Source organism: Nonomuraea sp. MTCD27 (genome assembly GCF_041950495.1).
Taxonomy (GTDB): domain Bacteria; phylum Actinomycetota; class Actinomycetes; order Streptosporangiales; family Streptosporangiaceae; genus Nonomuraea.
The window spans coordinates 1-26,020 of sequence record NZ_JBGNUW010000017.1 but is presented as its reverse complement, the minus strand read 5'-3'; the positions used below and the strand labels follow the sequence as shown (position 1 = coordinate 26,020).

Annotated in this window: 20 protein-coding genes; 11 read left to right on the top strand and 9 right to left on the bottom strand. The window is 72.2% G+C overall.

Going from position 1 to position 26,020, the window contains the following annotated elements; all coding sequences use genetic code 11:
- Positions 1-73: 73 nt before the first annotated feature.
- Entirely contained in the window at positions 74-832 is a 759-nt protein-coding gene (locus ACBJ59_RS40425; protein ID WP_375115408.1) for an SDR family NAD(P)-dependent oxidoreductase, read from the bottom strand.
- A 26-nt stretch (positions 833-858) separates the two neighbouring features.
- Between ACBJ59_RS40425 and ACBJ59_RS40420 the strand changes: the two genes are divergently transcribed.
- Complete coding sequence (locus ACBJ59_RS40420; RefSeq protein ID WP_375115407.1) at positions 859-2,043, top strand: PQQ-dependent sugar dehydrogenase; 1,185 nt, start codon at positions 859-861, stop codon at positions 2,041-2,043.
- On the opposite strand, the gene ACBJ59_RS40415 is transcribed toward ACBJ59_RS40420, so the two are convergent.
- On the bottom strand, positions 2,003-2,338 hold the full coding sequence (locus ACBJ59_RS40415) for a carboxymuconolactone decarboxylase family protein (RefSeq protein WP_375115406.1): 336 nt from the start codon (positions 2,336-2,338) through the stop codon (positions 2,003-2,005). The two genes, ACBJ59_RS40420 and ACBJ59_RS40415, sit on opposite strands and share 41 nt — an antisense overlap.
- 247 nt (positions 2,339-2,585) lie before the next feature.
- Between ACBJ59_RS40415 and ACBJ59_RS40410 the strand changes: the two genes are divergently transcribed.
- Complete coding sequence (locus tag ACBJ59_RS40410; RefSeq protein ID WP_364117442.1) at positions 2,586-3,263, top strand: hypothetical protein; 678 nt, start codon at positions 2,586-2,588, stop codon at positions 3,261-3,263.
- A 10-nt stretch (positions 3,264-3,273) separates the two neighbouring features.
- Positions 3,274-6,420 (top strand): AAA family ATPase, encoded by a 3,147-nt coding sequence (locus tag ACBJ59_RS40405; protein WP_375115405.1) that lies wholly within the window; start codon positions 3,274-3,276, stop codon positions 6,418-6,420.
- Between the two features lie 123 nt (positions 6,421-6,543).
- On the opposite strand, the gene ACBJ59_RS40400 is transcribed toward ACBJ59_RS40405, so the two are convergent.
- Together ACBJ59_RS40400 and ACBJ59_RS40395 are read right to left on the bottom strand one after the other, a co-directional pair.
- Entirely contained in the window at positions 6,544-7,716 is a 1,173-nt protein-coding gene (locus tag ACBJ59_RS40400) for a TerC family protein (RefSeq protein WP_375115404.1), read from the bottom strand.
- Positions 7,717-7,889: 173 nt separating this feature from the next.
- Positions 7,890-9,365 carry an LLM class flavin-dependent oxidoreductase gene (locus ACBJ59_RS40395; RefSeq protein ID WP_375115403.1) on the bottom strand — a complete coding sequence of 492 codons (1,476 nt, stop codon included), beginning with the start codon at positions 9,363-9,365 and terminating at the stop codon, positions 7,890-7,892.
- A 70-nt stretch (positions 9,366-9,435) separates the two neighbouring features.
- Between ACBJ59_RS40395 and ACBJ59_RS40390 the strand changes: the two genes are divergently transcribed.
- Both ACBJ59_RS40390 and glnII read left to right on the top strand, forming a co-directional pair.
- The gene (locus ACBJ59_RS40390; RefSeq protein WP_375115402.1) at positions 9,436-9,912 is read left to right on the top strand and encodes a hypothetical protein; all 477 of its coding nucleotides are present in this window, start codon (positions 9,436-9,438) and stop codon (positions 9,910-9,912) included.
- An 88-nt stretch (positions 9,913-10,000) separates the two neighbouring features.
- Complete coding sequence (gene glnII, locus ACBJ59_RS40385) at positions 10,001-11,020, top strand: glutamine synthetase (protein WP_375115401.1); 1,020 nt, start codon at positions 10,001-10,003, stop codon at positions 11,018-11,020.
- Positions 11,021-11,065: 45 nt separating this feature from the next.
- Here the strand turns inward: glnII and ACBJ59_RS40380 are convergent, their stop codons facing one another.
- From ACBJ59_RS40380 to ACBJ59_RS40360, 5 genes are all read right to left on the bottom strand, one after another.
- The gene (locus ACBJ59_RS40380) at positions 11,066-12,604 is read right to left on the bottom strand and encodes an aldehyde dehydrogenase family protein (RefSeq protein ID WP_375115400.1); all 1,539 of its coding nucleotides are present in this window, start codon (positions 12,602-12,604) and stop codon (positions 11,066-11,068) included.
- Between the two features lie 33 nt (positions 12,605-12,637).
- On the bottom strand, positions 12,638-13,510 hold the full coding sequence (locus tag ACBJ59_RS40375; RefSeq protein ID WP_375115399.1) for a UTP--glucose-1-phosphate uridylyltransferase: 873 nt from the start codon (positions 13,508-13,510) through the stop codon (positions 12,638-12,640).
- Between the two features lie 155 nt (positions 13,511-13,665).
- On the bottom strand, positions 13,666-14,574 hold the full coding sequence (locus ACBJ59_RS40370) for an alpha/beta fold hydrolase (protein ID WP_375115398.1): 909 nt from the start codon (positions 14,572-14,574) through the stop codon (positions 13,666-13,668).
- A 72-nt stretch (positions 14,575-14,646) separates the two neighbouring features.
- On the bottom strand, positions 14,647-15,303 hold the full coding sequence (locus tag ACBJ59_RS40365) for a dsRBD fold-containing protein (RefSeq protein ID WP_375115397.1): 657 nt from the start codon (positions 15,301-15,303) through the stop codon (positions 14,647-14,649).
- A 39-nt stretch (positions 15,304-15,342) separates the two neighbouring features.
- Entirely contained in the window at positions 15,343-15,888 is a 546-nt protein-coding gene (locus ACBJ59_RS40360) for a cupin domain-containing protein (RefSeq protein WP_375115396.1), read from the bottom strand.
- Positions 15,889-16,021: 133 nt separating this feature from the next.
- Here ACBJ59_RS40360 and ACBJ59_RS40355 point away from each other — a divergent pair, with 133 nt between their 5' ends.
- The 6 genes from ACBJ59_RS40355 (at position 16,022) to ACBJ59_RS40330 (ending at position 25,854) form a co-directional block, all read left to right on the top strand.
- Complete coding sequence (locus tag ACBJ59_RS40355; RefSeq protein WP_375115395.1) at positions 16,022-17,599, top strand: alkaline phosphatase D family protein; 1,578 nt, start codon at positions 16,022-16,024, stop codon at positions 17,597-17,599.
- Positions 17,599-19,236 carry a discoidin domain-containing protein gene (locus ACBJ59_RS40350; protein ID WP_375115394.1) on the top strand — a complete coding sequence of 546 codons (1,638 nt, stop codon included), beginning with the start codon at positions 17,599-17,601 and terminating at the stop codon, positions 19,234-19,236. The genes ACBJ59_RS40355 and ACBJ59_RS40350 overlap by 1 nt, the downstream gene beginning before the upstream one ends.
- 87 nt (positions 19,237-19,323) lie before the next feature.
- Positions 19,324-21,156 carry an SWIM zinc finger family protein gene (locus tag ACBJ59_RS40345; protein WP_375115393.1) on the top strand — a complete coding sequence of 611 codons (1,833 nt, stop codon included), beginning with the start codon at positions 19,324-19,326 and terminating at the stop codon, positions 21,154-21,156.
- Positions 21,153-22,556 carry a DUF5691 domain-containing protein gene (locus ACBJ59_RS40340; RefSeq protein ID WP_375115392.1) on the top strand — a complete coding sequence of 468 codons (1,404 nt, stop codon included), beginning with the start codon at positions 21,153-21,155 and terminating at the stop codon, positions 22,554-22,556. The genes ACBJ59_RS40345 and ACBJ59_RS40340 overlap by 4 nt, the downstream gene beginning before the upstream one ends.
- Positions 22,553-23,617 carry an AAA family ATPase gene (locus ACBJ59_RS40335; RefSeq protein WP_375115391.1) on the top strand — a complete coding sequence of 355 codons (1,065 nt, stop codon included), beginning with the start codon at positions 22,553-22,555 and terminating at the stop codon, positions 23,615-23,617. The genes ACBJ59_RS40340 and ACBJ59_RS40335 overlap by 4 nt, the downstream gene beginning before the upstream one ends.
- The gene (locus ACBJ59_RS40330) at positions 23,614-25,854 is read left to right on the top strand and encodes a DUF5682 family protein (protein ID WP_375115390.1); all 2,241 of its coding nucleotides are present in this window, start codon (positions 23,614-23,616) and stop codon (positions 25,852-25,854) included. Before ACBJ59_RS40335 ends, ACBJ59_RS40330 begins: the two co-directional genes overlap by 4 nt.
- The last annotated feature ends 166 nt before the right edge of the window (positions 25,855-26,020 follow it).

Below are 26,020 nucleotides of genomic sequence, written 5' to 3'. Positions count from 1 at the left end.
CCAGCTCACGGCCGCTCGGGCCCCCACCGCGACCCCCTCCCGCGGCGGGGGCCCGTTCCTTTGCCGCGGAAGGTCAGCGGCCGATCCGCGACGACACCATGGACTGCAGGCCGCGCGGCACGAGGCGGCCGACCGCCACGATGGCCTTGTAACGGAAGTCCGGCACCGACACGCGCTTGCCCAGCGCCAGGTCGCGCATGGCCTCGCGGACCACGTCCTCGGCCTTCAGCCACAGGAACCCGGGGATGCCCGAGGTGTCCATCGAGGCCCGCCGGTGGAACTCGGTCCGCACGAAACCGGGGCACAGCGCCATGATCCTGATGCGCGGGTTGCCCACCTCGTGCGCGGCGGACTCGCTGAAGTTCACCACCCACGCCTTGGACGCGCTGTAGGTGCCCCGGGTGAAGAACGCGGCCACCGACGCCACGTTCACGATCGCGCCCCGGTCGCGCTCCCGCATGCCGGGCAGTGCCGCCAGCGTCAGCCGCAGCACTGCCTCGCAGTGCACCTTGAGCATGCGCACCTCGTTCGCGACCGGCACGTTCGGGAAGTGGCCCGCGTTGCCGAACCCGGCGTTGTTCACCAGCAGGTCGACGCCGCGAGCCGGGTCACGGAGCCGCGCCTCGACCCTGGCCAGGCCCTCCTCGGTGGCCAGGTCGGCGGGCAGCACCTCGACGTCCACGCCGTACCTGAGCTTGAGCTGGTCGGCGGCCTGGGCGAGGCGGAGCTCGTCCCGCGCCACGAGGACGAGCGAAAACGCGTCGGCGGCCAGGCGCCGGGCGAAGGCGGCGCCGAGGCCGGCGGTCGCTCCAGTGATCAGTGCGGTAGGCATGCCTGAACCATAACGTTCATGGCAGGATGAACGGTGTGCGCCTCGTCGTGGCCGTGTCGCTTATCGTGTCGCTCCTCGTGGCACTCACCGCCTGCTCGACCGCCCGGCCACCCGCCGAGGCGGTCTCGACCGCTTCCGCGGTGTCCCCGTCTCCCGCGCCGTCTCCCGACGCCACCCCCTCTCCCGGCGTGACCCCGCCGCCCGAGCGGGGTGAGCTGCGCTTCACGGAGATCGCCAAGCTGGAGCAGCCGGTGGCCTTCGCCGTGCGCAAGGGCGACGACCGGCTCTACGTCGCCGAGCAGACCGGCCGGCTGCGCACCTCCGGCGGCGACACGGTGATCGACCTGTCCGGCGAGGTGAGCACGGGCAACGAGCAGGGACTGCTCGGCGTCGCGTTCCACCCCTCGGGCCGCTGGGTCTACCTCGACTGGACCGACGCCAACGGCCACACCCACGTCACCGAGTGGGCCTACGACGGCACCCGGGCCACCGCCAGGCGCGACGTGCTCACCCAGGACCAGCCGTACGCCAACCACAACGGCGGCCAGCTCGCCTTCGGCCCCGACGGCCACCTCTACATCGCGCTCGGCGACGGCGGCAGCGCGGGCGACCCGGAGGGCAACGGCCAGGACCTGGGCACGCTGCTGGGCAAGATCCTGCGCATCGACCCGCGCGGGAAGCCGTACACCGTGCCGGAGGACAACCCGTTCGTCGGCAAGGAGGGGGCACGTCCGGAGATCTGGGCCTACGGCCTGCGCAACCCCTGGCGCTTCAGCTTCGACCGCTCCACCGGCGACCTGTGGATCGGCGACGTCGGGCAGAACGCCTGGGAGGAGGTCGACTACCAGCCGGCCGGTTCGGAGGGCGGCGAGAACTACGGCTGGAACCTGCGCGAGGGCAAGCAGCCCTTCCGCGACGGCAAGGCCGGTGACCTGGTCGACCCGGTGATCGTCTATCCCCTGCACGAGGGCGGCAACTGCTCGGTGATCGCCGGCCACGTCTACCGCGGCCAGAAGATCCCCTGGTTGCAGGGGCAGTTCCTGTACGGCGACTTCTGCGCCGGATGGGTCAGGGCCGCGCCCGTGGACGATCTCAAGGCCGCGGCCGAGGTGGGCAAGGTGGATCAGCTCTCGTCGTTCGGCGAGGGCCCCGACGGCGAGCTCTACGCGCTCAGCCTGCAGGGTCCGCTCTATCGGATCGAGGCTGCCTGATCCGCTCGATCAGGTCCTCCACCTGGTCGTTCAGCTTCGCGCCCCGGGCCCAGCCCGCGTAGTGGGTCAGGAAGACCACCACCTCCCGCAGCTCGTTCTCGCTCAGGTCCCCGGCGCGCAGGCCGGCGTCGAGCTGGACGTCCGTCATCTCGTGCAGTCCCTGGCCGACGAGCAGCCCGATGAGGAGCAGGCGGCGCTCCCTGATCGACAGGACAGACCGTGACCAGACATCGGCGAACTGGCGCTCAGCCGTCATGCCGAAGGAGTCCACGGTCTCCATCGCGGGTTCTGTCATTGTTCGCTCCGGGGGTGGCGGTAGGGATCCTCATATCTTTCGCTACTTCCTGAGTTGAACCAATGGAGGTTGCATGAACGTTGTAGCGGCGCGCCACAGACCCGGCGCGGACGGCTTTTTGATCTGTAACAAGTAAAGCCAATGGACGGCCAAGATTTGGTCAAGATTTTTCGCCGCCCATCGGGCTCATTCCTCCTGAAAGCGGGCACAACCACTCCGTTGGTCCGTAAAGCGGAGGTAAGCCCTGGTGAAAAAGGCACGGGCTTTGATCGCGCTCATGGGCGCGGTCCTGATGCTGTCCGCGTGCGGACAGCCGGAGTTCACCTACGTACGTGACAAGGGTGGCACGACCTACTTCAAGGTGCCCGCTTCGTTCACCCAACTCGACGCCTATCCCATCGAGCTGTATCTGTCGGGTGACCACCCCAACTCGCAGGCGGCGCTGCTGCGCGCCCAGCGGGTCTGGTCGACGGCCTTCGACCAGTCGACGGATCCGTCGGTCAACCACCTGCTCGGCTCGCCGGAACCGTTCGTCTACGCCACCGTGCACCAGCTCACCGAGGAGCAACGCGACTCGATCTCCCTGAACCGGCTGCGCGACTTCATCCTGCCGGTGACCGAGCAGATGCGCATGCTCTACGCGCAGCAGGCCGCGGCGGGCGGGCAGGCGCCGATGTTCAACGGTTTCGAGCCCATCAGCGACGAGGTCCTGCTCCTGGACCAGGGCGCCAGGGGCGTGCACGTCCGCTTCAACTACCAGATCGGCAACGACGTCCAGACCTTCGACCACACCGCCATCCTCGACGAGAAGGGCGGGACGGTCTCCGTCATGCTCATCGGCTGCCAGTCGGTCTGTTTCCGGAAGCGCGCCGCCGAGTTCGAGAAGATCGCGAGTTCGTTCAAGCTGCTCCGGCTGCCCGGATGAGGGAGCATCATTGACCACGACCAATCAGCATGAAGGGCTGCGTGCCCCCGGCAGCGGGCCCTCCGATCCCGAATCCGTGACCAGGAAGAAGATGCAGTTCTGGGATCGGAGCAAGTTCCTCATCGTCCTCGTCCTGGCCTACCTCATCCTCACGTGGAAGGTGATGGCGGACTTCGAGGGCGTCGTCACCTTTCCCGAGGCGGCGCAGCAGATCGCGTACGCCTACCAGTGGATCTTCTGGCTGCTCGGCGCGGAGGTGCTGCGGCAGCTGCACTTCTTCGTCAGCGAGCACTGGTCGGCCTACCACCGCTTCTGGAGCCAGAAGGTCTTCGGCGGCTTCGAGCGCTGGACGCACCGCCGCTTCGACGACTGGACGCGCTTCCGCCTCGCACGGGCGCTGAAGATCGCCTTCTTCATCACGCTGACCGCGCTGGTGCTGGGTGCGGTGCTGGACGTCAGCCCGTTCGCCGCGCTGCTGCAGGCGCCGGCGCTCATCTGGCAGGCGCTGCCGTTCTTCCTGCAGATCGTCTTCCTGTTCTTCTTCGTCATCATCCAGTTCGTGGGCCTGTTCTGGTTCCTGTCCAGGGGCGGCGTCGAGACGTACTTCCCCGACGACATCAAGACCCGCTTCCGCGACGTGTGGGGGCAGGACCACGTGGTCGAGCGGGTCCAGGAGAACATCGTCTTCCTGGAGCGGCCCGACGAGATCGAGCGACGCGGCGGGTACGTCCCCAGCGGCCTGCTGCTGTGGGGCCCGCCGGGCACCGGCAAGACCCTCATGGCCGAGGCCGTGGCCGGCGAGACCGGCAAGCCGTACGTGTTCGTGGATCCGGGCGCGTTCACGAACATGTTCATGGGCGTCGGCATCCTCAAGGTCAAGGGGCTGTTCAGGAAGCTGCGCAAGCTGGCCCTCCGGTACGGCGGCGTGATCGTCTTCTTCGACGAGGCCGACTCCCTCGGCAAGCGCGGCCGCCTCGCCCAGCAGGGCCCGCCCGGCCAGGGCGGCGGCTTCTCCGAGTTCTCCGGCCACCACGGCTGCCACGGCCTGAGCTACCTGACCGAGGAGACCCGCCAGGTGCTGGCCTTCCGCGGCGGGCATCCGGCCGAGGAGGAGCCCGGCAGGCGCAACCGCTTCTTCATGGGCGGCGGCATGAACGGCAGCGGCGACCCCGGCACGCTGCAGGCGCTGCTCACCGAGCTGTCCGGGCTCAAGAAGCCGCGCGGGTTCTTCAACCGCCTCGTGCGGCGGCTGCTCGGGATGCGGCCGAAGCCGCCGCCCAAATACCGCATCCTCGTCATGATGGCCACCAACCGGCCGGACGCGCTGGACGAGGCGCTGCTGCGGCCGGGCCGCATCGACCGCATCTACAAGGTCGGCTACCCGTCCAAGGCGGGGCGGGTGCGGACGTACCAGGGCTATTTCGACAAGGTGTGGCACGAGCTCACGCCGGAGCAGATCGACAAGCTGGCCACGATCACCCCGTACGCGACCGGCGCCACGATCAAGGACCTGGTCAACGAGTCGCTCATCACCGCCATCAGGGACGGGCGGGAGATCATCACCTGGTCGGACGTGCTGCGCGCCAAGCGGCTCAAGCAGCTCGGCCCGCCCGAGGACGTCGAGTACATCGAGCGCGAGCGGCACGCCGTGGCCGTGCACGAGGCCTGCCACGCCGTCGTGGCGTACGTGACCCGCTTCCACCTCGAGATCGACATCGCCACCATCGAGAAGGGCGCCGACTACCTGGGCATGGTCGCCTCGATCAAGCCCGAGGACCAGTTCACCCGGTGGAAGTCCGAGCACGAGGCCGACATCATGGTCTCCCTGGCCTCGCTGGCCGGCGAGCGCATGTTCTTCGGTGAGGACAACTCCTCGGGCGTCTCCGGCGACCTCTACTCGGCCACCTACCTGACCGCCATGATGGAGTCGTACTGGGGCATGGGCTCCGGCGTCACCTCGCTGCCCGCGCTCCAGGAGCTGGAGATCATGGGCGGCAAGGCCATGCGCAAGCGCGGCCCGGGCGGCTCCATCGGCATCACCGATAGGGAGCCGGCCCGGAACCAGCCCGACCTGACGCCCGACGTGCTCGGCGAGCGCATCGAGTTCAACCTCGTCCGGCTGCTGGAGAAGACCGAGGCGCTGCTGCAGGAGCACCGCAGGGAGGTGCTCTGCCTGGCGCACGCGCTGGAGACGCACAAGACGCTCAACGGCGACGACGTGGTCGCCATCATCCGGCGCGAGCCCGGGCCGCTCATCGACGGCACCGTCTACGCCTCCGACGAGCTCTACCGGGAGCTGGAGGACTACCACCGCGACGCGGCCAGGGCGCACAAGGAGCACAGCCACATCGAGCGCGACCTGCCGGGGAACGCGGGGGAGCGGGTCGAGGCGGTGCCGGTCGGCTTCGGCGGATCGGGCCTCAAGGCCGCCCGCGCGATGCCGCCTGGCCCGCCGGCGGTCATCCAGGGCCATCCGGTGATCCAGCCACCCGCCCCCTACGGGCCGCCGTTGCCGGCGGGCTCCCCGGCGTCGCCCACGGCGGCGGGGCCGCCCGCGACGGGCGGGTCGTCGCCGGTCGCGCATGACGGGTCGGTTGCGCATGACGGGCCGGTCGTGCATGACGGGTCGGTCGCGCACGACAGGCCGGCTGAGCCTGCCGACCGGCCCGAGTTCGTGCCGTGGGCGGCCGCCGCTCCCGCGCCCGTCTCCGGGGTGGCTCCGGCGGCTGCCACGCCGGTGCCCGTGGTGGTGGGCACACCCGCGCCGGCCGCCGCGCCGGCGCGGCGCAGGGTTGTCGGCCGGATCTGGCTGGTCGTCGCCAGCCTGCTGGGGCTGGTCGTGCTGTCCATCATCGCCGCCCTGGCGGTGACGGGCACGCTGGCGGGCGGCAACGGCGCCAACGTGGCCGGCTCGTCTCCGGTGGCCTCGCCGGGGCTGCTGCTCCTGCTGTTCGTCGTGATCGTCGCGGCGATCGTCGGCGGCGGGCTGGCGTTCGTCGCGATCAAGGGCGTACGCGCGGCGCAGGCCAGGGCCGAGCAGGAGCGCGACACGGCCAACGCCCGAGCCCAGCTCCTGGCCGCGGCGATGGAGCCGGACAAGGCCATGCGGCTGCTCGGCTACGACGGGAACGGCAACGGCACCGACTGGCGCGCGTAGCCGCACCGTCCACGGGATCGGCCCATCGGGCCCGGGCACGACGCCCGGGCCCGATGCGTGTCCGGGTACGACGCCCGGGCCCGGTGCGTGTCCGGCGCGTACGTGCTCGGGGGCGGTGCGCGGTCAGGGGCGGTCGTGTTCCTCGTGGGCGCGGCGCAGGAGGGCCATCAGGCGGTCCTCGTCGCGGATCTGCCGCCGGTACTTCTCCGGCAGCTTCCTGAGCTGCGCCTCCTCGGCGAGCAGCCGCCGGAAGATCTCCTCGCGCACCTCCGGGTCCTGCTCGACGTCCAGGTACTGCTGCGCGTGCCGCCGGACCACCGACACCGTGTTCTGCGCGCGGCCCTTGGCGCTGGCCAGCGAGGCCACCACCGTGACCAGCAGCACCCCGATGATCACCGACAGGGACAGGCCCGTGCTGATCTCGACGACCGGCACCGGATCGCCGTCGTTGATGAACGGGACGTTGTTCTCGTGCAGCGCGTGCAGGACCAGCTTGACCCCGATGAAGGCGAGGATGACGGCCAGGCCGTAGGCCAGGTAGATCAGCCGGTCCAGCAGCCCGTCGATGAGGAAGTAGAGCTGGCGCAGGCCCAGCAGGGAGAACGCGGTGGCGGTGAAGACGAGGTAGACGTTCTGGGTCAGGCCGAAGATGGCCGGGATCGAGTCGAGGGCGAACAGGATGTCGGTCCCGCCGATGGCGATCATGACCAGCAACATCGGCGTCATGACCCGCCGCCCGTCCTCGACGGTGAACAGCCGGTCGCCGTCATAGGTGTCGGTGGTACGCAGCAGCCGGCGGGCCACGCGGACCATGAGGTTGTCGGGGGAGTGGCTCTCCTCGCCCTCCGGCTTGAGCAGGTTGCCCGCCGTGATCAGCAGGATCAGGCCGAAGAGGTAGAACACCCACGCGAACATGTTGATCAGCGCCGCGCCCACCAGGATGAACCCGGTCCTGGCCAGCAGCGAGAAGACGATGCCGAACAGCAGCGCCTTCTGCTGGTCGGCGCGCGGCACCTTGAAGCTCGACATGATGACGAGGAACACGAACAGGTTGTCGACCGACAGCGCCTTCTCCGTCACGTAACCGGCGAAATACTCGGCCCCCGGCTCGGGCCCGCCGAGCAGCCAGACGCCGATGCCGAACAGCAGGGCGATGCCCACGTACAGGGCGGACCAGACAGACGCCTCGCGCAGCGTGGGGATGTGCGACTTGCGGACGTGGAAGAAGAAGTCGAACAGCAGCAGCCCGACGATCCCCAGGATCGTCAGCCACCACACCGCGGCGGATACGTCCACTCGAGGCTCCATGTGTGCGGGCCGTCGTGGGGGGTGGCGACTTCAGGCGGGCGCGAACTCGTATCCTCGCAAGTGGTACCCGGTCTTACCGGATCTCACCCGGCATGCGTACCGGAGGGAGAGGGCCCGCCGGGTGATCGCCGGCGCCGCCTTCGCGCCGGCCCGGACCGGGCCTAGACCTGGATGCCCAGGCGGGCGATCGGCTCGACCAGCTCCTCCTCCTCGTACGCGAAGTGCGAGGACAGCACCTCGGCCAGCCGGTCCACGCGGGCCCTGACCCCGTCGAGCCCGGCCGGGCCGCGCCGCAGCAGGTCCACGCACGCCTCGTCCAGCCGGGTGAGCAGCTCGGCGATCACCTCGTGCTCCTGCTCCAGCTTCTTGATCACCGGCGCCAGCGTCGAGTCGCGCTCCAGGATGGCCGGGAACATGGCCTCGTCCTCGACCGTGTGGTGCACGGTCAGCAGCCGGCAGAAGGTCGCGCAGTACGTGGCCAGCGTCCAGTGGTTCTGCCGCACGCTCAGCCGGTTGATCGTCGAGCGCAGCTCCTCCGCGTCCAGCCGGCCCGCCGCCACCTCCTCCACCGCGTCCTGGACCTGCCGCAGCTCCTGCCGGTAGCCGTCGTGCACGTCCACCAGGTGCTTGCCGAGCCGCCGCTGCTCGGGTGTGAGCGCGGCCGGGTCCTGCTTGGGCGCGTGCGGCCGCCCCTCCTCGTCCAGGTCGAGCAGCTCGGCGATGGTGACGGGCCGCTCGACCGGCTCGGGTGCGGGCCGGCCCAGCTGATCGGCCACGGCCGCGCGCACGGCCGGCGCCACCTCCTCGGCGAACGTGCGCAGATCGCGCTCCGCCTGCGGCCCCGGCGCCAGCACGAAGCCGGTCATCCCCACCTCGAACACCAGCTCCGTGAGCTGCTCGGCCCACAGCGAGGCGGGCCCGTCGAGGAACCCGGGCCCCGGCAGCGGCGAGAACGAGCCGCCGATGTTGTACACCTTGCGAATCGTGGCCGGATCGCGCCCCGCGTCCGCGGCCGCCGCGTCCAGCACCTTCACCTGGGCGGCCACCGCCTCGGGCGGGCTGTAGAAGGAGGAGGGCAGCCAGCCGTCGCCCATCCGACCGGTCAGCTCCAGCATCCTGCGCTTGATCGCGCCGATCCAGATGCCGATCGGGTGGGCGGGGAACGGCCCGGGCCGGGCGCCGCCGAGCCGGTAGTGCGTGCCCTCGAACACCACGGGCTCACCCGGCGTCCACAGCGCCCGCAGCACGGTGATGGCCTCGGCCAGCGCCTCGATCGACTCCGGCGGCGACAGCCGGCGCCCGCCCATCGCGGCGATCGCGTCCCAGAACGCCCCCGCGCCCAGCCCCAGCTCCACCCGACCGCCGCTGAGCAGGTCGAGGGAGGCGGCGGCGCGGGCCAGCACGGCGGGCGGCCGCAGCGGCAGGTTGACCACGTCGGGGACCAGCCGGATCCGCTCGGTGCGCTGTGCCACGGCCGACAGCAGCGTCCAGGTGTCCAGGAAGTCCGCCTGGTACGGATGGTCCTGGACCCCGATCAGATCGAGCCCGAGCCGGTCGGCCAGCGTGACGTGGCGCAGCAGCCGGTCGCGCCCGGCGGCCTCAGGTGACAGGAACGCGCCGAACCACAGATCGTGCATGAGAATCCCCCTGACTCGATGTTCGCACGGCCCTCCGAACCGGCGGCGCCTGCCCCGCGTCTTACCGGTTGTGCGCCGACTCGTCTGGCTCGTCCCCGCCCTCCTGCTCCTCACCGGCTGCTCGCCGAGCGTGCCGTGCACGTTGATCGGCACCCCGGTGGGCGTGGGGGTGCACGTCAAGGGGCCGCTCGCGGCCCGGTCGGGCTCCGTCGAGCTGGAGGTGTGCTGGGACGGCGCCTGCAAGCAGGCGCGTGCCGAGCTCTATCCGTCCTCGCGGGCGGGCCGGGAGACCTGCTCGGGCGACACCTGCGCGGTGACGGGCGTGCCGACCGGGGAGAAGCACGGGTTCGGCGATGTGGAGGGGCTGCCCGACCGGCCCGTCGAGGTACGTCTTACGCTACGGGGCGGCGGAGACGACCCGGTGCTGGAGCGTACGGTCAGCGTCACCCCGAAGGGCCGCTACCCCAACGGCCCCGAATGCGGGGAGGGCGGCCCCAACGCCGAGCTCACCATTGAGGGTGACGGCACTGTGCGAGAAACCTCCTGATTAACACGGCGTTCACATTCGGGCAAAAACCGGGAAACGGCCGTCCGTAAGACTCGGCGTGGCTGAGAAGAACCCCGAAAGGACCGCCGTGAGCTACAAGGCTGAGTACATCTGGATCGACGGCACCGAGCCCACGGCTCTGCTGCGCTCGAAGACCAAGATCCTTGCCGACGGGGCCGAGCCTCCGGTCTGGGGCTTCGACGGGTCCAGCACCAACCAGGCCGAGGGCCACTCGTCGGACCGGGTGCTCCGTCCGGTGCTCACGTGTCCCGACCCGATCCGCGGTGGTGACAACAAGCTGGTCCTGTGCGAGGTCGAGGAGATCAACGGCGACCCGCACGTCAGCAACACCCGCGCCCTGCTGCGCCCGATCGCCGAGCAGTACGCCGCCCAGGAGTCCTGGTTCGGCATCGAGCAGGAGTACACCTTCTTCAAGGGCAGCCGCCCGCTCGGCTTCCCCGAGGGCGGCTTCCCCGCCCCGCAGGGTCACTACTACTGCGGCGTGGGCGCCGAGGCCGTGTTCGGCCGCGAGATCGTCGAGCTGCACCTCGACCGCTGCCTCGCCGCCGGTCTGGCGATCTCCGGCATCAACGCCGAGGTCATGCCCGGCCAGTGGGAGTTCCAGGTCGGCCCGGCCGGCCCGATCGAGGTCGCCGACCACCTGTGGCTCGCCCGCTACCTCCTCTACCGGACCGCCGAGGAGTTCGGTGTCGAGGCCACCCTCGACGCCAAGCCCGCCCGCGGCGACTGGAACGGCGCCGGCGCGCACACCAACTTCTCCACCAAGGCCATGCGTGAGGGCTACGAGGCCATCATCACCGCCTGCGAGGCGCTCGGCGAGGGCGACAAGCCGATGGAGCACGTCTCCCAGTACGGCGCCGACATCGAGAGCCGCCTGACCGGCGCCCACGAGACCGCCCCGTGGAACAAGTACAGCTACGGCGTGTCCGACCGCGGCGCCTCCGTGCGCATCCCGTGGCAGGTCGAGGTGGACAAGAAGGGCTACATCGAGGACCGCCGCCCGAACGCCAACGTCGACCCGTACGTGGTCACCCGCCTGCTGGTGAACACCTGCTGCTCGGCCCTGGAGAAGGCCGGCCAGGTCTGATCCTCCGGAGGACGGGGCCCCTTCGCGCGAAGGAGCCCCGTTTTCTCATGCGAGGCGGAAGTCCAGATCGGGGGTGATTTCCGCCACGTCCATCTGCGCCTTCTGCAGGCGCCCGGAGTGGTCCCAGTTCATCGCCTGCCAGCGGGTGAACTGGTCGAGCACCCACATCCCGGACTGCCGGCTGCCGTTGCCCGACTTGCCGTTCCCGCCGAACGGCAGGTGGGCCTCGGCGCCGGAGGTGGAGTTGTTGACGCTGACCATGCCGGCCGAGATGCCCTCGCGGAAGCGGAAGGCGTGCTTGGGGTCGGTGGTGTAGATGGAGCTCGACAGGCCGTAACCGGGCAGGTTGGCCAGCTCGATGGCCTCGTCCAGGGTGCGGAACGCGGTCACGCCCACCAATGGGCCAAACGTCTCCTCCATGAACAGCCGGTCGCCGGGACGGACGCCGTCCACCACGACCGGGTGGTAGTAGAGGCCCTCGCCGCCGTCGAAGTCGCCGCGCGGGTTGTCCTTCGTGATCCGGCCCCGGCCGCCCGTGACGACCTTGTGGTGGGGCTGGATCCAGGTCAGGTATTCCTCGTAGCGGTCGGCGAACTTCCGGTCGAGCAGCGGCCCGGCCAGCACGTCCTGCTCGGGGTCGCCGATCCGGGCGTCGCCCACGGCGCGCGCGAACCGCTCCACGAAGGCGTCGTGGACGCTCTCGTGCACGATGACCGTGCCCAGGCTCGTACAGCGCTGGCCGGCCGTGCCGAAGCCGGAGAACAGCGCGCCCTCGACGGCCAGGTCGAGATCGGCGTCCGGCATGATCACCATCGGGTTCTTGCCGCCCAGCTCCAGGCAGGCCGACTGCAGGTGGCGGCCGGTCAGCTCACCGACCTTCCGGCCCACCTCGCTGGAGCCGGTGAAGCCGACCTTCTGCACGCTGCCCTCGCCCAGGGCCAGCTCCAGGCCCGCGAACGTCTCCGCGCCGTCGGCGAAGACGATGTTCAGCATGCCGTCGGGCAGGCCCGCCGCCGTGAACAGCCGGAACATCGCGTGCGCGGAGGCGGCGGCGTACTCGGCGGGCTTCCAGACGACGGCGTTGCCGCACAGCAGGGCGGGGACCAGGTACCACGACGGGACGGCCACCGGGAAGTTGCCCGCGGTGATGACCGCCGCCACGCCGATCGGGTTCCGGAACGTGAACAGGTTCTTGTCCGGCATCTCCGACGGGACCGTCTGCCCGTAGAGCCTGCGGCCCTCGCCCAGGAAGAAGTCGCACGTGTCCACGATCTCCCGCACCTCGCCGAGCGACTCGGCGTACGGCTTGCCGATCTCCTCGGTCACCAGCCGGGCCAGCCGCTCGGCGTTGGCCTCGACCAGCCGCCCGATGGAGGCGATCACCCGGCCGCGCACCGGCGCCGGCACCTTGGCCCACTCGCGCTGCGCCTCCTTGGCGGTGCGGCAGGCGGCGGCGAACGTGCCGGCGTCGGCCAGGCCCACCTGCGCCACGACCTCGCCCGTGCGGGCGGGGTTGACTGATTCGTACGTGGCCGCGGACTCCGCGTCCTTGCCACCCACGATGGAAACGATCTGTCGGCTCACCGGTGCCCTCCTCATGTGCTTCTGCGGTAGACGCTAGCTCTCCAGGGCCAGTTTGCGCAGCTCCGGGCCGTGGACCGGATCGGCCAGCGCCGCGGCGAACTGCGCCTTGAGGTAGTTGAGCGGCGAGCCGGTGTCCCACCAGGTGCCGTCGATGACCTGGCCGTACACCGGGTTCCCGGCGGCGGCGTGGCGGTGCAGGGCGTCGGTGAGGTAGATCTCGCCCTCGGGGTCGGCCTGCCAGCGGCGGGTGGCGGCCTCCAGCTCGGCGACGACTCCCGGAGTGACGACGTAGCCGCCGATGGCGGCGTACCGGGAGGGGGCCTCCTCCGGGCGCGGCTTCTCGATCAGGCCCGAGATGCGCAGGCGGCCCCCGCCGAGGTCCTCCTCGACGATCGGCACGCCGTAGCGGGAGGCGTCCTCGACCGCCATCGGCAGCAGGGCGAGCACGGGCGCGCCCGTCGCCTCGTAGGCGGCCTTGAGCTGCCTGGCGCGGGGCACCTCGGCCACGAACACGTCATCGCCCCACAGCACCATGAACGGCTCGTCGCCGATGACGCGGGCGGCGTTCAGCACGGGCGTGCCGTTGCCGTACGGGCCGTTCTGGTACAGGTACGTGATGTGCGCCAGGGACGACAGCTCGGCCACCGCGTCGGCGAGGTCGTCCTTGCCGGCGTCGCGCAACTGCTGCTCCAGGTCGGCGTCCGGGGCGAAGTGCCGCTGCACGAGCTCCTTGCGGGCCGAGGTCACGATGGTGATCTCGTCGATCCCGGAGTCCACGAGCTCCCTGATGGTGTGCTCGATCACGGGCTTGTCGCCGATCGGCAGCATCTCCTTCGGCAGCGCCTTCGTCAGGGGGAGCAGCCGGGTGCCCAGGCCGGCCACCGGGATCACGGCTTTGCGGACCATGCGTCTCTCCTCGTGCGTGCGGCGAGTCGGGTGACCGACCGGAGAGAGCCGACGTTACCCCAGGCGTCGTCCGGCCCTACGACCGCATTGCGGCAATTGCCAGAGAGACGTTCCCTCTTTCATGGTCCGGGCGATATCTGGGCAGGCTCGGAACGTTATTGTGCCGTGTGCCGGAGAATGAGCTCGGCGACCCGGCGGGGCAGCCCCGGAGACAGGAAAGAATGGCCCATGCCCTCGATAGTCTCCAGTCGCGCGCCGGGAATCCGGGCCGCCAGCGCCGCGCCGTGCGGCGTCGGGAGCAGCGGGTCCGCCGTGCCGTGGATCACCAGCGTGGGGGCCTTGATCGAGGACAGCGGGGCTCGCCGGTCCGCGGTCATCGCGCGCCCGGCCAGGTCGTGGTTGGTCGCGGCGGCGGGGTTGCCGGCACGGTCGTAGGACTCCTCGACCAGCCGCCGGGCCGCCGCCTCGTCGAAGGGCAGGACCTCGCCGTTCAGCACCCGCCACGTCTCCATGTTCGCCGCGACGTTCTCCTCGCGGGTGGTCCTCGGCACGGCCGCCGCGCGCATGAGGTGCTCCAGGAAGCCGGGCGCGGGCGGTGGCAGGTCGTCCGGGTCCGGGGCCTGGCCGGACATGGCGCGTACCCAGATGGGGCCCGCGTCGGTGCCCATCGGGCTGGCCATGATCGCGGTCAGCGTGGTGACCCGCTCGGGGCGGTGCGCGGCCAGCCACTGGCCGACCGCGCCGCCGAGGGAGGCGCCGGCGACGTGGGCGGAGGGGGTGTCGTACGCGTCGAGCACGGCGAGGGAGTCGGCGGCCAGGTCCGCGAGCGTGTACGGGTCGGTGGTGAAGTCGACGCAGTCGGAGCGGCCGGTGTCGCGGTGGTCGAAGCGGATCACCTGCCGGCCGCCGGCCACGAGGGTGTCCACGAGGTCGTCCGGCCAGCCGAGGCCGGAGGTGGAGGTGCCCATGACGAGCAGCACCACGGGGTCTCTCCGGTCGCCGAACCGTTCGGTCCACAGGCGCAGTTTCCCGGACTTGATGAATTTCTCTTCTGCGGCACCCATGGCCATCAATATAGCGAAATCTTGCCATTTAGCGGCGAAATGCGTTAATTCGCATTTCGTGGTATAATGGCGTTACCACGAGCGGGTGGGGGCTGGGGATTCGGCGGTTGTTTCCGAAATATCGTGTTTTGTGATGACCGCCAGCCGCTCCGCCAGGTCCGCCAGCGCGCGGGAGGCGGCCAGCTCGTCCCCGATCTCCGGCACCGCCGGATCGGCGGGATTGCGGCGCGCCCGGCCGGTCCCGGTCACGCGGTCGCCGTTCCCCATCGTCAGCGTCGCCCGGGCGGCGGTGTCGTCGCCGTCCTCGGCGAGAGAGATCCGCACGGTCCATTCCTTGGCCTCCATGACCACACCTCCTCCACCCCTAGCGGGCTGCCCGGCCGGGCGCCGGTAAACCTTCCACCGATTGGGGCTCAGGGGGCGGGCCTGCGGGGATCTCGCGGTCCGGTCGTCCAGCCCGGTCCGCCGGATCTTCGCGAGCTGCCGCCGCGCCGGGCCGTTGGTGACGACGCCCACCCGCCATCCCGCCGCGCGCAACCAGGTCAGCGCCTCCGGCACCCCGGCGTAGAGCTCCGCGAGGTGCGGCATCCGCGCGTGGAAGCCCTCCAGCCGCTCCACCGCCCCCTCCGTCAGCCGGTGCCGCTCGGCGAACTCGCCCGCCCACAAAACGAACGCCGCGTCCAGGTCGAGCAGTGTCCGATCGAGGTCGAAGAGGGCCGGCCGCGTCATGCCTCGAACGCCAGGTGGTGGAGCAGGTGAACCCGGACGCTAGGCGGTGAAGTCGGCGAAGTCGAAGCCCGGCGAGACCAGGCAGCTCACCAGCACCGCCTCGTCGCCCGCGGGGCGCGCCGACTGCCACGCGCCGCCCGGCACGACGGCCTGCGGCACCTGCCCGTGCTCCACGTCCGGCCCCAGGACGACCGTCTCGTCCCCGATCGTCAGGTCGAGCGGTCCGCCGCGGTGCCACAGCCAGATCTCCGCCGACCTGACCATGTGCGGCACCGACTCCTCGCCAGGGTGCAGCAGGAAGTAGATGGCGGTGGCGCTGGCCCGCGCGCCCGGGTACCCGTCGGGCGTGAACGTCACCGGCGACCGCCACGTCTCCCGGAACCAGCCGCCCTCGGGGTGGGGGAGCAGGTCGAGTGCCTCGGCGATCGGCGGTCGCTCCACGAACGCGACCGGTGCGCCCTTGACGTCCCGGCGCAGGAAGCGGTTGCCGTCGAGGACGAGCTGGCCGTCGAGCGGGCCGGCCAGGGCCGCCGCCTCGTCGGCCACCTGGATGGACGGGCCGTCAGGGTAGATCCGCAACTCCACGAGGTGAGTCTATGTGGATATTTCGGACAGGTCCTGCTTCCGCCGATGACCCCGCGCGTTCACCTGCCGGACGATTTCTCATATTTTAATATTTTTTCACCGGCAACCAGACCGACGAATGAGGCAAGACCAGGTGAAACCCGATCAATGGCGTTCGCTGCTCGACAGCAGGGCATCCCGGCGCCAGATGCTCACGTACGCCACCGGCGTGGCCGGGCTCATCGCCCTGGGCCAGGTGCCCGGCGGCGTGAGCGACCCGGCGCCCGCGCTGTCCGCGAACCCGTTCACGTTAGGCGTCTCCTCCGGCGACCCCCGCCCCGACGGCGTCGTGCTGTGGACCAGGCTCGCCACGCAACCGCTGGCCGACGACGGGATGGGCGGCATGCCGCGCGTCCCCGTGCCGGTCCGGTGGGAGATCGCCGAGGACGACGGCATGCGCCGCGTGGTGCGCAAGGGCGTGGCCACCGCCCGTCCCGAGCTCGCCCACGCCGTCCACGTCGAGGTGAACGGGCTGCGTCCCGGCCGCGAGTACTGGTACCGCTTCACGGTGGGCGACGAGACCAGCCACACCGGCCGTACGAAGACCGCGCCCGACCCCCGCTGGAACACCGAGGTCTCCTTCGCGTACGCCTCCTGCCAGCAGTGGGAGAGCGGGTTCTACACCGCCTACCGCGACATGGCGGCCCAGGACCTCGACCTGATCGGCCATCTGGGCGACTACATCTACGAGCTGGCGATCGGCGCCACGGGCGGCCAGCGCAAGACGTCGCTGTCGGCCGCGCACAACGCGCCCACCATGACCCTCTCGCAGTACCGCCTGCGTTACGCCCTGGTCAACTCCGACCCGGACCTGCAGGCCGCCCGCGCGGTCGCGCCCTGGTTCTTCGCGCTGGACGACCACGACGTCGAGGACAACTGGGGCGCCGACCTGTCGCCCACCGGCGGCACCCCGGAGAACTTCCTGCGCCGCCGCGCCGCCGCCTTCCGCGCCTGCTTCGAGAACCAGCCGATGCGCCCCTCGGCCCTGCCCGTGGGGCCGGACATGCCGATGTACCAGCGCATCCGGTACGGCCGGCTGGCCACGTTCCACGTCCTGGACGAGCGGCAGTTCCGCAGCCCCGCCGACGTCACCGCCCGCCTCGACCCGAGCCGCACCATGCTCGGCGAGCAGCAGGCCGCCTGGCTGCTGGACGGCCTGGGCCGCTCCCGCAGCACGTGGAACGTGCTGGCCAACCAGGTGATGATGTTCCAGCTCGACCGGCTCACCGACCCCGGGCTGCAGCAGCTCAACCCCGACACCTGGGACGGGTACGCGGCCGAGCGCGACCGCCTGTGGGCCGGCATCACCCAGCGGAAGGTCGCCAACCCGGTCGTGATCACCGGCGACGCGCACGTCAACTGCGCCGCCGAGCTCAAGGCCGACTTCGCCGACCCCGGCTCCCCGACCGTGGGCGTCGAGTTCCTCGGCACCTCGATCACCTCCGGCGGCAACGGCTCCGACACGACCGCCGGCGGGGCCGAGTGGCTGGCGGCCAACCCGCACCTGAAGTTCTTCAACAACCAGCGCGGCTACATCCGCTGCCGCGTCGCCAAGGACACCATGCGGGCCGACTACGTGGTCGTGGACAAGGTCACCACGCCCGACGGCACCGCCTCCGTACGCAAGTCGTTCGTCGTCGAGTCGGGCCGGCCCGCCCTCCAGGACGCGTGATGAAGAAATCTCTCCACTTCGCCGCCGCCTTCGCCCTCATCCCCCTGGGCGCCGTGCCCGCGGCCGGCTCCACCACCGCCCCCGAGCTGCCCAGGACCCCCGCCGGTCAGGTGCTCGTGGTGCAGGCCGATCTCCAGGACTCGGTACGCCCCGCCGACGCCGCCGACACCACCGACCTGGACAACTTCGCCGCCCGGCTGGCCGCCAGGCTGCCCGCCGCCCCAGACGCCCTGGTGCTCAACGAGCTCCTCGGCCCCGGCGCCCGCCGCCTGGCCACCAGCCTGAGCAGGGCCCTGGGGTACCGCTACCGGGTCGAGGTGGCGGGGGAGCGCTCGGCGTTCCAGGCGGACGGCTCCGTACGCGAGACCGCGATCATCCTGAACGCCGACACCATGACCGCGGCCCGGCCCACCGGGTACGAGCGCGTGCAGGACGAGGACCAGGCGTACACGGGGGCGGCCAAGCGCGACGGCAGCCTCCAGGTGCCGCTGCTCGCCGTCCACCCGGGTGGCGACCCGGCCACGGCGACGGCCGCGTACACGGCCCTGGCGGCCGCCAAGTTCCCCCAGGCGCAGGTCACGGTGCTGGGGGGCGACTTCCGCGCGGCCCGCTGCGCCGTGCCGAGCACCGACCAGACCGTCGGGTGCGCGCCCCAGGCGTTCTGGGCGGATCTCACCGGGCCGAAGGCGTACAGTGACGCGCTGTTCGACAAGGCCGACGCGCAGAGCCGCAGCCACAGCGGCTACCTGTTCGCCCGCGGGCAGGTGCTCGCGGCCGGGCTGGACACGGCGTACGACGCCGACCTGCCCGACCGCGCCTCGTGCAAGCCGCACTTCGACGCCGGCCAGCCCCGCTCGGCGCCGCCGGACTGCCGCTCGGCGTACTACGCCGACGTCCCGTTCGGCTGGGCGCTGCTGGCCGCCGGGCAGCCGGTCCAGCAGACGGTGACGCCGAGCCGGATCGCGCTGGACCACTGCGAGCTGGCCGTACGCCAGGCGGAGGTGGCGGCGAGGATCGTCAACAACACCGGCGACGCGCTCTCCAGGCCGCTCACGGTGACGGCCGCCAAGCCGCTCACCGCGACCCCCGCCACCGCGTCCCTCGACGCGCCCGCCGGTCAGGCCACCACCGCCACCATCAAGATCACCACCCCCAGGGACACCCCGCCCGGGGAGCACGTGATCACCGTGCGCGTCGGGGACGAGAGCACGGAGGTGCCGGTCACGGTCACGGAGACGTGCACGGAGCCGAAGGTGTACGCCAGCAGCTTCCACGCCGGCTTCGGCCCCGAGCGCGCCGTGGACGGGGACATCGCCACGTTCTGGCACTCGGAGTACTCGCCGCCCACCCCGCTCCCACAGTCGATCACCCTCAACCTGGGGGAGGTCAAGCAGGTCGGCAACGTCGGCTACCAGCCGCGCTTCGACGGCAACCTGAACGGCACGATCCTGGACTACAAGGTCTACGTCAGCACGGACGGCCAGACCTTCACGGAGGTCGCGGGCGGCACGTGGGCGGGCGACGCCCGGCTGAAGACGGCCACGTTCCCCGCCGTGGACGCCCGTTACGTGCGGCTGGAGGGCACCAGGGCCAGCGGCGGCTCGTACCTGTCGGCGGCGGAGGTGACCGCCGGCTGACCCGTCGGAACCAGTCGCGTCGGAACAGCCGGCCGATCTCCCCTGACCGGCCGCGAACTGTCGGTCGGGCTGGCTAGTCTGCGGCAGGTGACGGAACGGTGGAGCCGCGACCAGGTCCTCGCCCTCGCCCCCGACGCGCCGTCCCAGAAGGCGGCGCAGGGGGTGGCAGCGCCAGGGAAGTGGTCGTTACGCGGCACGACAGGCACGGTGCTGTACGGCGAGTGCAAGGGCAGCGGCGCCAAGCCCTACCTGGCGTGCGTCGACCTGACCGAGCCCGCATACCGGTGCAGCTGCCCGAGCCGGAAGTTCCCGTGCAAGCATGCGCTCGGGCTGCTGCTCCTGTGGTCCGCCGACGCGGTCCCGGTCCAGGAGGCGGCGCCGCAGTGGGTGACGGAGTGGCTGGAAGGGCGGGCCGAGCGCGCCGAGAAGTCGGCCGCCCGCCTCGAAGCCGCGCGCGTCAAGGCCACCGAGGCCGCCGCCCTCGAAGCCGGAGACGCCGCCCGGGCAGGGGGAGCCGAAGCTGGGGACGCCGGGCCCGGCGACGCGGCCGGCCGGGCCACCCTCGGCGAGACGGGCGCGCCGGGCCCGGACACCTCGGGCACCGACCCGTCGGACCTGGGCGCGCTCGGCGCGGAAGTGCCGGGCCCGGGTGTGCCGGGACGAGGCGTTGGGCCCGGGACCGCGATCGGGGCGAACGGGACCTCGGCAGGCGGTCGGGGCGAGTCCGTACGTCACTCGCGGGTCGCCGCCGGGCTGGCCGAGCTGGAGCGGTGGCTGGCCGACCAGGTGCGCCAAGGGCTGGCGGGAGCGGCCGAGCACGACTGGGACGGCCTGGCCAAGCGCCTCATCGACGCCCAGGCCCCGGGAGTGGCGGGCGTCGTGTCCCGGCTGTCCCGGGTGCGGGCCGAGGAGGGCTGGCCGGGGCGGCTGCTGGAGGAATACGCCCTGATCAACCTGCTTGCCATCGCCTACCGGCGGCGGGCCGAGCTGCCGAAGCCCCTCGCACAGACCGTCCTCATCCGCGCCGGGTTCCCCGTCACCAGGGAAGAGGTGCTGGCCGGGCCGCCGGTGCGCGACCACTGGGACGTCCTGGGCAGGCGCGACGAGGCGCAGGACCGGCTGACGGCGCGCCGCGTCTGGCTGCGGGGCCGCCGCACCGGCAGGCCCGCCCTCATCCTGTCGTTCGCACCACAGGGGCAGCCGCTGGACGCCTCGCTGGTGACGGGCACCACGATCGACGCCGACCTCACGTTCTACCCGGGCGCCGCCCCCTTGCGCGCCCTGGTCGCAACCCGCCACGGCACCGCCCCCTGGCCCCCACCCACCCCCGACCCGTCCCCGCCAACGGGCCCCCCAGCCGCGCCGTCCCCGGCCGCGCCGTCACGGGCAGTGGGGTCCCAGGGTGCGCCGTCTCCGGGTGCGGCGCCTCCCGAGGGACAAGCCGCCACCGGACTGCCTCCCACCTCCGCGCTGCCTCCTACCGCGCAGGTCCCGGCGACGCCGGGCGGAGTCCCGTCTCCCGCCGCGTCGGCCTCCGAGGGGCGAGGCGCCGGCGCGGGGTCGGCTCCCGTCGCGTCATCGCCCGAGGGGCGAGTCGCCGCCGGGCTGCCTTCCGGCGTACGGGCCCCCGCCGTACCGCGTGCCGTGCCGCCCGGGGTGTCGCCGGAGGAAGGGCTTGACGAGGTGGCGCGGGCGCTGGCCGAGGATCCGTGGACCGAGTCCTGGCCGCTCGTGCTGGCCGGCGTGGTCCCCGACCGGACCTCCGTCGGTGGCCTGCCGCTGCATCCCCGCTGCCAGGACCCCTGGCGGCTGATCGCCGTCTCCGGAGGGCACCCGGTCACCGTGGCGGTCGAATGGACCCCCCAAGGCGTGCGACCCCTGACCACCTGGGACGACGAAGGAACGGCGGTGATTCTGTGACCGGCTGGGACGAGCTGGCGTCCACGGCGCTCGTCGGCACCGACCGGCGGCCGTACCAGGGAGGTGACCTGCTGGAGGCGGCCGCCGTCGAGGTGGCGAGGCGGCGGGCGGGACGGCGCGTGGCCGGGACGGGGGCGCAGCGGAGCGCGTCCGCCGAGGAGGTCGAGGCCGGGGCTGGAGGGCAGGGGAGCGCGCCCGCCGAGGAGCGGGCGGCGGTGGGGCGGCGGGCGGCCGAGCGGCTCGGCCGGATCCTGGGCGGCGAGCACGAGCGGCTGCTCCCCGAATGGCTGGCCGCGGCTGCCGCCACCGGCCGCAGGGTGCCCGCCTTCGTGCTGCCCGAGCTGCTCGAACGCGGCCGGCGCGACCGTTCGATCAGGGTGCATCTCGGCGTCCTGGCCGGGCAGCGCGGCCGCTGGCTGGCCGGGCTCAACCCCGCCTGGGACTACCTGCTGGAGGAGCCCACGGGCGAGACGTGGGAGCTGGGCGGTGCCGCCGACCGGCGGGCGCACCTGCGCGCGCTCAGGGCGGCCGACCCGGCCCAGGCCCGGCGGCTGCTGGAGAGCACGTGGGAGCGCGAGACGCCCGACGACCGGGCCGAGTTCGCGGAGGTGCTGGCCGAGGGGCTCAGCATGGCGGACGAGCCGTTCCTGGAGGAGGCGCTCGACGACCGCCGCAGGGAAGTACGCCAGACCGCCGCCAACCTCCTCACCCGCCTGCCCGGGTCGCGCATGTCGCAACGCATGGCCGAGCGGGTACGCGCCTGCGTGACGATCCGGCGGGAGGGCACCGGTGACGTCATCGCCGTCGAGGCCCCCACGGCCTGTGACAAGGCGATGGAACGCGACGGCGTGCGCCCGAAGCCGCCCCGGGGCATCGGCGAGCGCGCCTGGTGGCTGCAGCAGATCATCGCCCGCGCCCCGCTGTCGGTGTGGGACCGACCGCCCGCCCTGCTGCTCAAGCTGAAGATCCCCGACTGGGACGCCGAGGTGAAGGCGGCCTGGGTACGCGCCGCCGTGCTGCAGAAGGACCCCGAGTGGGCGCGGGCGATGTTCGACTGGGACCCGATCGCCGACCTGCTCGAGTCGTTGCCCCCGGAGGAGCAGCAGGAGCTGGCCGCGAGGTTCGTGCGGAACCACGACCTGGACAGCCAGTTGATCATGGTGCTCGGCGGCGTGTCGTCCCACTGGCGTGAGGGCCTGGCCACGGCCGTCCTCCGCAAGATCGTGAAGGTGGCCACCACGCAGCCGTGGAACCTCGGCGAGCTGGTCAAGCTGGCGGGCGAGCACATCGACCCCGCCCTGTTCCCGCTGGCCGAGAGCTACTCGCCGGTCGAGCCCATCCAGCAGGTCGCCGCCCTGCTGCGTTTTCGTGCTGACATGTACAAGGAGCTTTCCCTATGACCGTTCTGCGCCCGCACGCGGAAGACCAGTACGCCGAGGAGCTGGCACTCCTGGCCAAGGACGACGACCGGCCCAGGCCGCCGGGCTGGAAGTTGTCGCCGTGGGCCGTGACCACGTACATCCTGGGCGACGGCGAGCGCATCACCCCCAAATACGTGGGCGCGCGGCGCATCGTCGAGGTCGCCGTCGCCACCCTGGCCACCGACCGCGCGCTGCTGCTGCTCGGCGTGCCCGGCACCGCGAAGACGTGGCTGTCGGAGCACCTGGCCGCCGCCATCAGCGGCGACTCGACGCTGCTCGTGCAGGGCACGGCCGGCACCGCCGAGGAGGCCATCCGGTACGGCTGGAACTACGCCAGGCTCCTGGCCGAGGGCCCCTCGATCGAGGCGCTGACCCCGTCGCCGGTGATGCGGGCCATGGCCGAGGGCCGCATAGCCCGGGTCGAGGAGCTCACCCGCATGCCGTCCGACGTACAGGACGCCCTGATCACCGTGCTGTCGGAGAAGACGCTGCCGATCCCCGAGCTCAACCGCGAGGTCCAGGCCGAGCGCGGGTTCAACGTGATCGCCACGGCCAACGACCGCGACCGGGGCGTCAACGAGCTGTCCAGCGCGCTGCGCCGCCGCTTCAACACCGTCGTGCTGCCGGTCCCGGCCACCGCCGAGGAGGAGGTGGACATCGTCGCGCGCCGGGTCGCCCAGCTGGGCCGCGCGCTGGCGCTGCCGGAGACGACGACGGGGATGGCGGAGATCCGGCGCGTGGTGACGGTGTTCAGAGAGCTGCGCACCGGCGTCACCGAGGACGGCCGCACCAAGGTCAAGTCGCCCAGCGGCACCCTGTCCACGGCCGAGGCCATCTCGGTCCTGACCAGCGGCATCGCGCTGGCCGCGCACTTCGGCGACGGCGTGCTGCGGCCCTCCGACGTGGCCGCCGGGATCGTCGGCGCGGTGGTGCAGGAGCCGGTGTCGGACCGGGTGGTGTGGCGCGAATACCTGGAGACCGTGGTCCGCGAGCGCTCCGACTGGCGCGACTTCTACCGCGCCTGCCGCGAAGAGTCATGAGCGTCTCCGTCCTGGGCGTACGCCACCACGGCCCCGGCTCGGCGCGGGCGGTGCGCCGGGAGCTCGAACGCCTGCGCCCCGACGTGATCCTCATCGAGGGCCCGCCCGAGGCCGACGGCCTGGTCTGGCTCGCGCCCGAGCTGGAGCCGCCGGTCGCGCTGCTCGCGCACGTGCCGGGGGAGCCGACCAAGGCCGCGTTCTGGCCGTTCGCCGCGTTCTCGCCGGAGTGGCAGGCGATCATGTACGCCACGTCGGCCGGCGTCCCCGTGCGCTTCTGCGACCTGCCCGCCGCCCATTCCCTGGCCGATGACGGCGACGATGCCGCCGGCCCGCGGGCCGAGGACGGCGACGACGCTGCCGGCGGGCGTGCCGAGGACGGTGAAGAGCCTTCCGGGCTGCGGGTCGATCCCATCGGGGCGCTCGCCGGCGCGGCCGGGTACGACGATCCGGAGCGCTGGTGGGAGGACGTCGTCGAGCACCGGGGCGGTGACACGCCGTTCGAGGTGATCGCCGAGGCCATGGCCGCCGTGCGCGAGGGTCACGAGCCGGACGGCCGGGAGGCCAGGCGCGAGGCGTACATGCGTAAGACCCTGCGCGCGGCGCTCAAGCAGGGCTTCGGGCGGATCGCGGTGATCTGCGGCGCCTGGCACGTGCCCGCGCTGGCCGGGCCGCTGCCGCCCGTCACGGCCGACAACGCCCTCCTGCGCGGCCTGCCGAAGGTGAAGGCGGAGCTGACGTGGGTGCCGTGGACGTACGGGCGGCTGGCCTCGTGGAGCGGGTACGGCGCGGGGATCACCTCGCCCGGCTGGTACCACCACCTGTTCGACGCCCCCGACCGGCCCGTGGAGCGCTGGCTGGCCGGGGCCGCCGCGGTGCTGCGCGACGAGGGGTTGCCCGTGTCGTCCGCGCACGTCATCGAGTCCGTACGCCTGGCCGAGAGCCTGGCCACCCTGCGCGGCCGGCCGCTGGCCGGTCTGGGCGAGGTCACCGAGGCGGCCAGAGCCGTATTGTGCGAGGGCGACGACCTGGCGGTGGAGCTGATCCAGCGGCGCATGGTCGTCGGCGACCGGCTCGGCCACGTCTCCGACGGCACCCCGATGGTGCCGCTCCAGCGGGACCTGCGCGAGCAGCAGCGGCGGCTGAAGCTCAAGCCCGAGGCGCTCGACCGGGAGATCGACCTCGACCTGCGCAAGCCCCTCGACCTCGACCGCAGCCACCTGCTGCACCGGCTGCGGCTGCTCGGGGTGGGCTGGGGCACGCCGGGGCAGGCCCGGGGGAAGGGCACGTTCAGGGAGACGTGGACGCTGCGGTGGCGGCCCGAGCACGACCTGGCGCTCATCGAGCACGCCGCGCTCGGCACCACCGTGGCCGCCGCGGCCGCGCAGCGGGCCGGGGACCTGGCGGCGGCCGAGTCCGCGGCGCTGGCGGACCTGACGTCGCTGGTGGAGCAGTGCCTGCTGGCCGAGCTGCCGCTGGCGCTGCCCGAGGTGCTGGCGGCGCTGTCGGCCAAGGCCGCGCTCGACACCGACGTCACGCACCTGATGGCGGCGCTGCCCGCGATGGTGCGCGCCCACCGGTACGGCGACGTGCGCGGCACGCCGGCGGAGGGGCTGGCGGTGATCGTGCGCTCGATGCTGGAGCGGATCCGCGTCGGCCTGCCGGTGGCGGTGACGGGGCTGGACGACGACGCGGCGGCCGACCTGCTCAAGCACGTCGACGCGGTGCACTCCGCCGTCGCCCTGCTGTCCGACGGCGTGCGGGAGGAGGCGTCGCCGCGCAGCCGGTGGCTGGGCACGTTGCGCGGCATCAGCGACCGGCGGGACCTGCACGGGCTGATCGAGGGCCGGTTCACCAGGATCCTGCTGGACTCCGGCGAGCTCGACGACGCCGGTGACCGCATGTCCAGGGCCATGTCCCGGGGGCAGGCGCCGGCGCGGGCGGCGGCGTGGGTGGAGGGGTTCCTGGCCGGGGGCGGGCTGCTGCTGGTGCACGACCCGCGCCTGCTGGGCCTGGTCGACGGGTGGCTGACCGGGCTGTCCGGCGAGCAGTTCACCGACGTGCTCCCGCTGCTGCGCCGTACGTTCGGGGCGTTCGCCGCGCCGGAGCGCCGGGCCGTCGGCGAGCGGCTGCGCTCGGCCGGCCACGACGACGGGGCAGCGGAGCCGGACGTGGACGAGCGGCGCGCGGCGGCGGCCGTCGCGACGGTCCTGTCGATCATCGGAAGGGCGGGCGGATGAGCGTGGCGGACGAGCGGATGCGGCGCTGGCGGCTGGTGCTCGGCGGCGGGTCCGCCGACGGCACCGGGTGCGGGCTGGAGGGAGTGGACGCGCAGATGGACGCGGCGCTGGCCGCCGTCTACGACCAGGGCGGGCCAGACGGCACGCGGAGCGGGGGGCGGGAGGG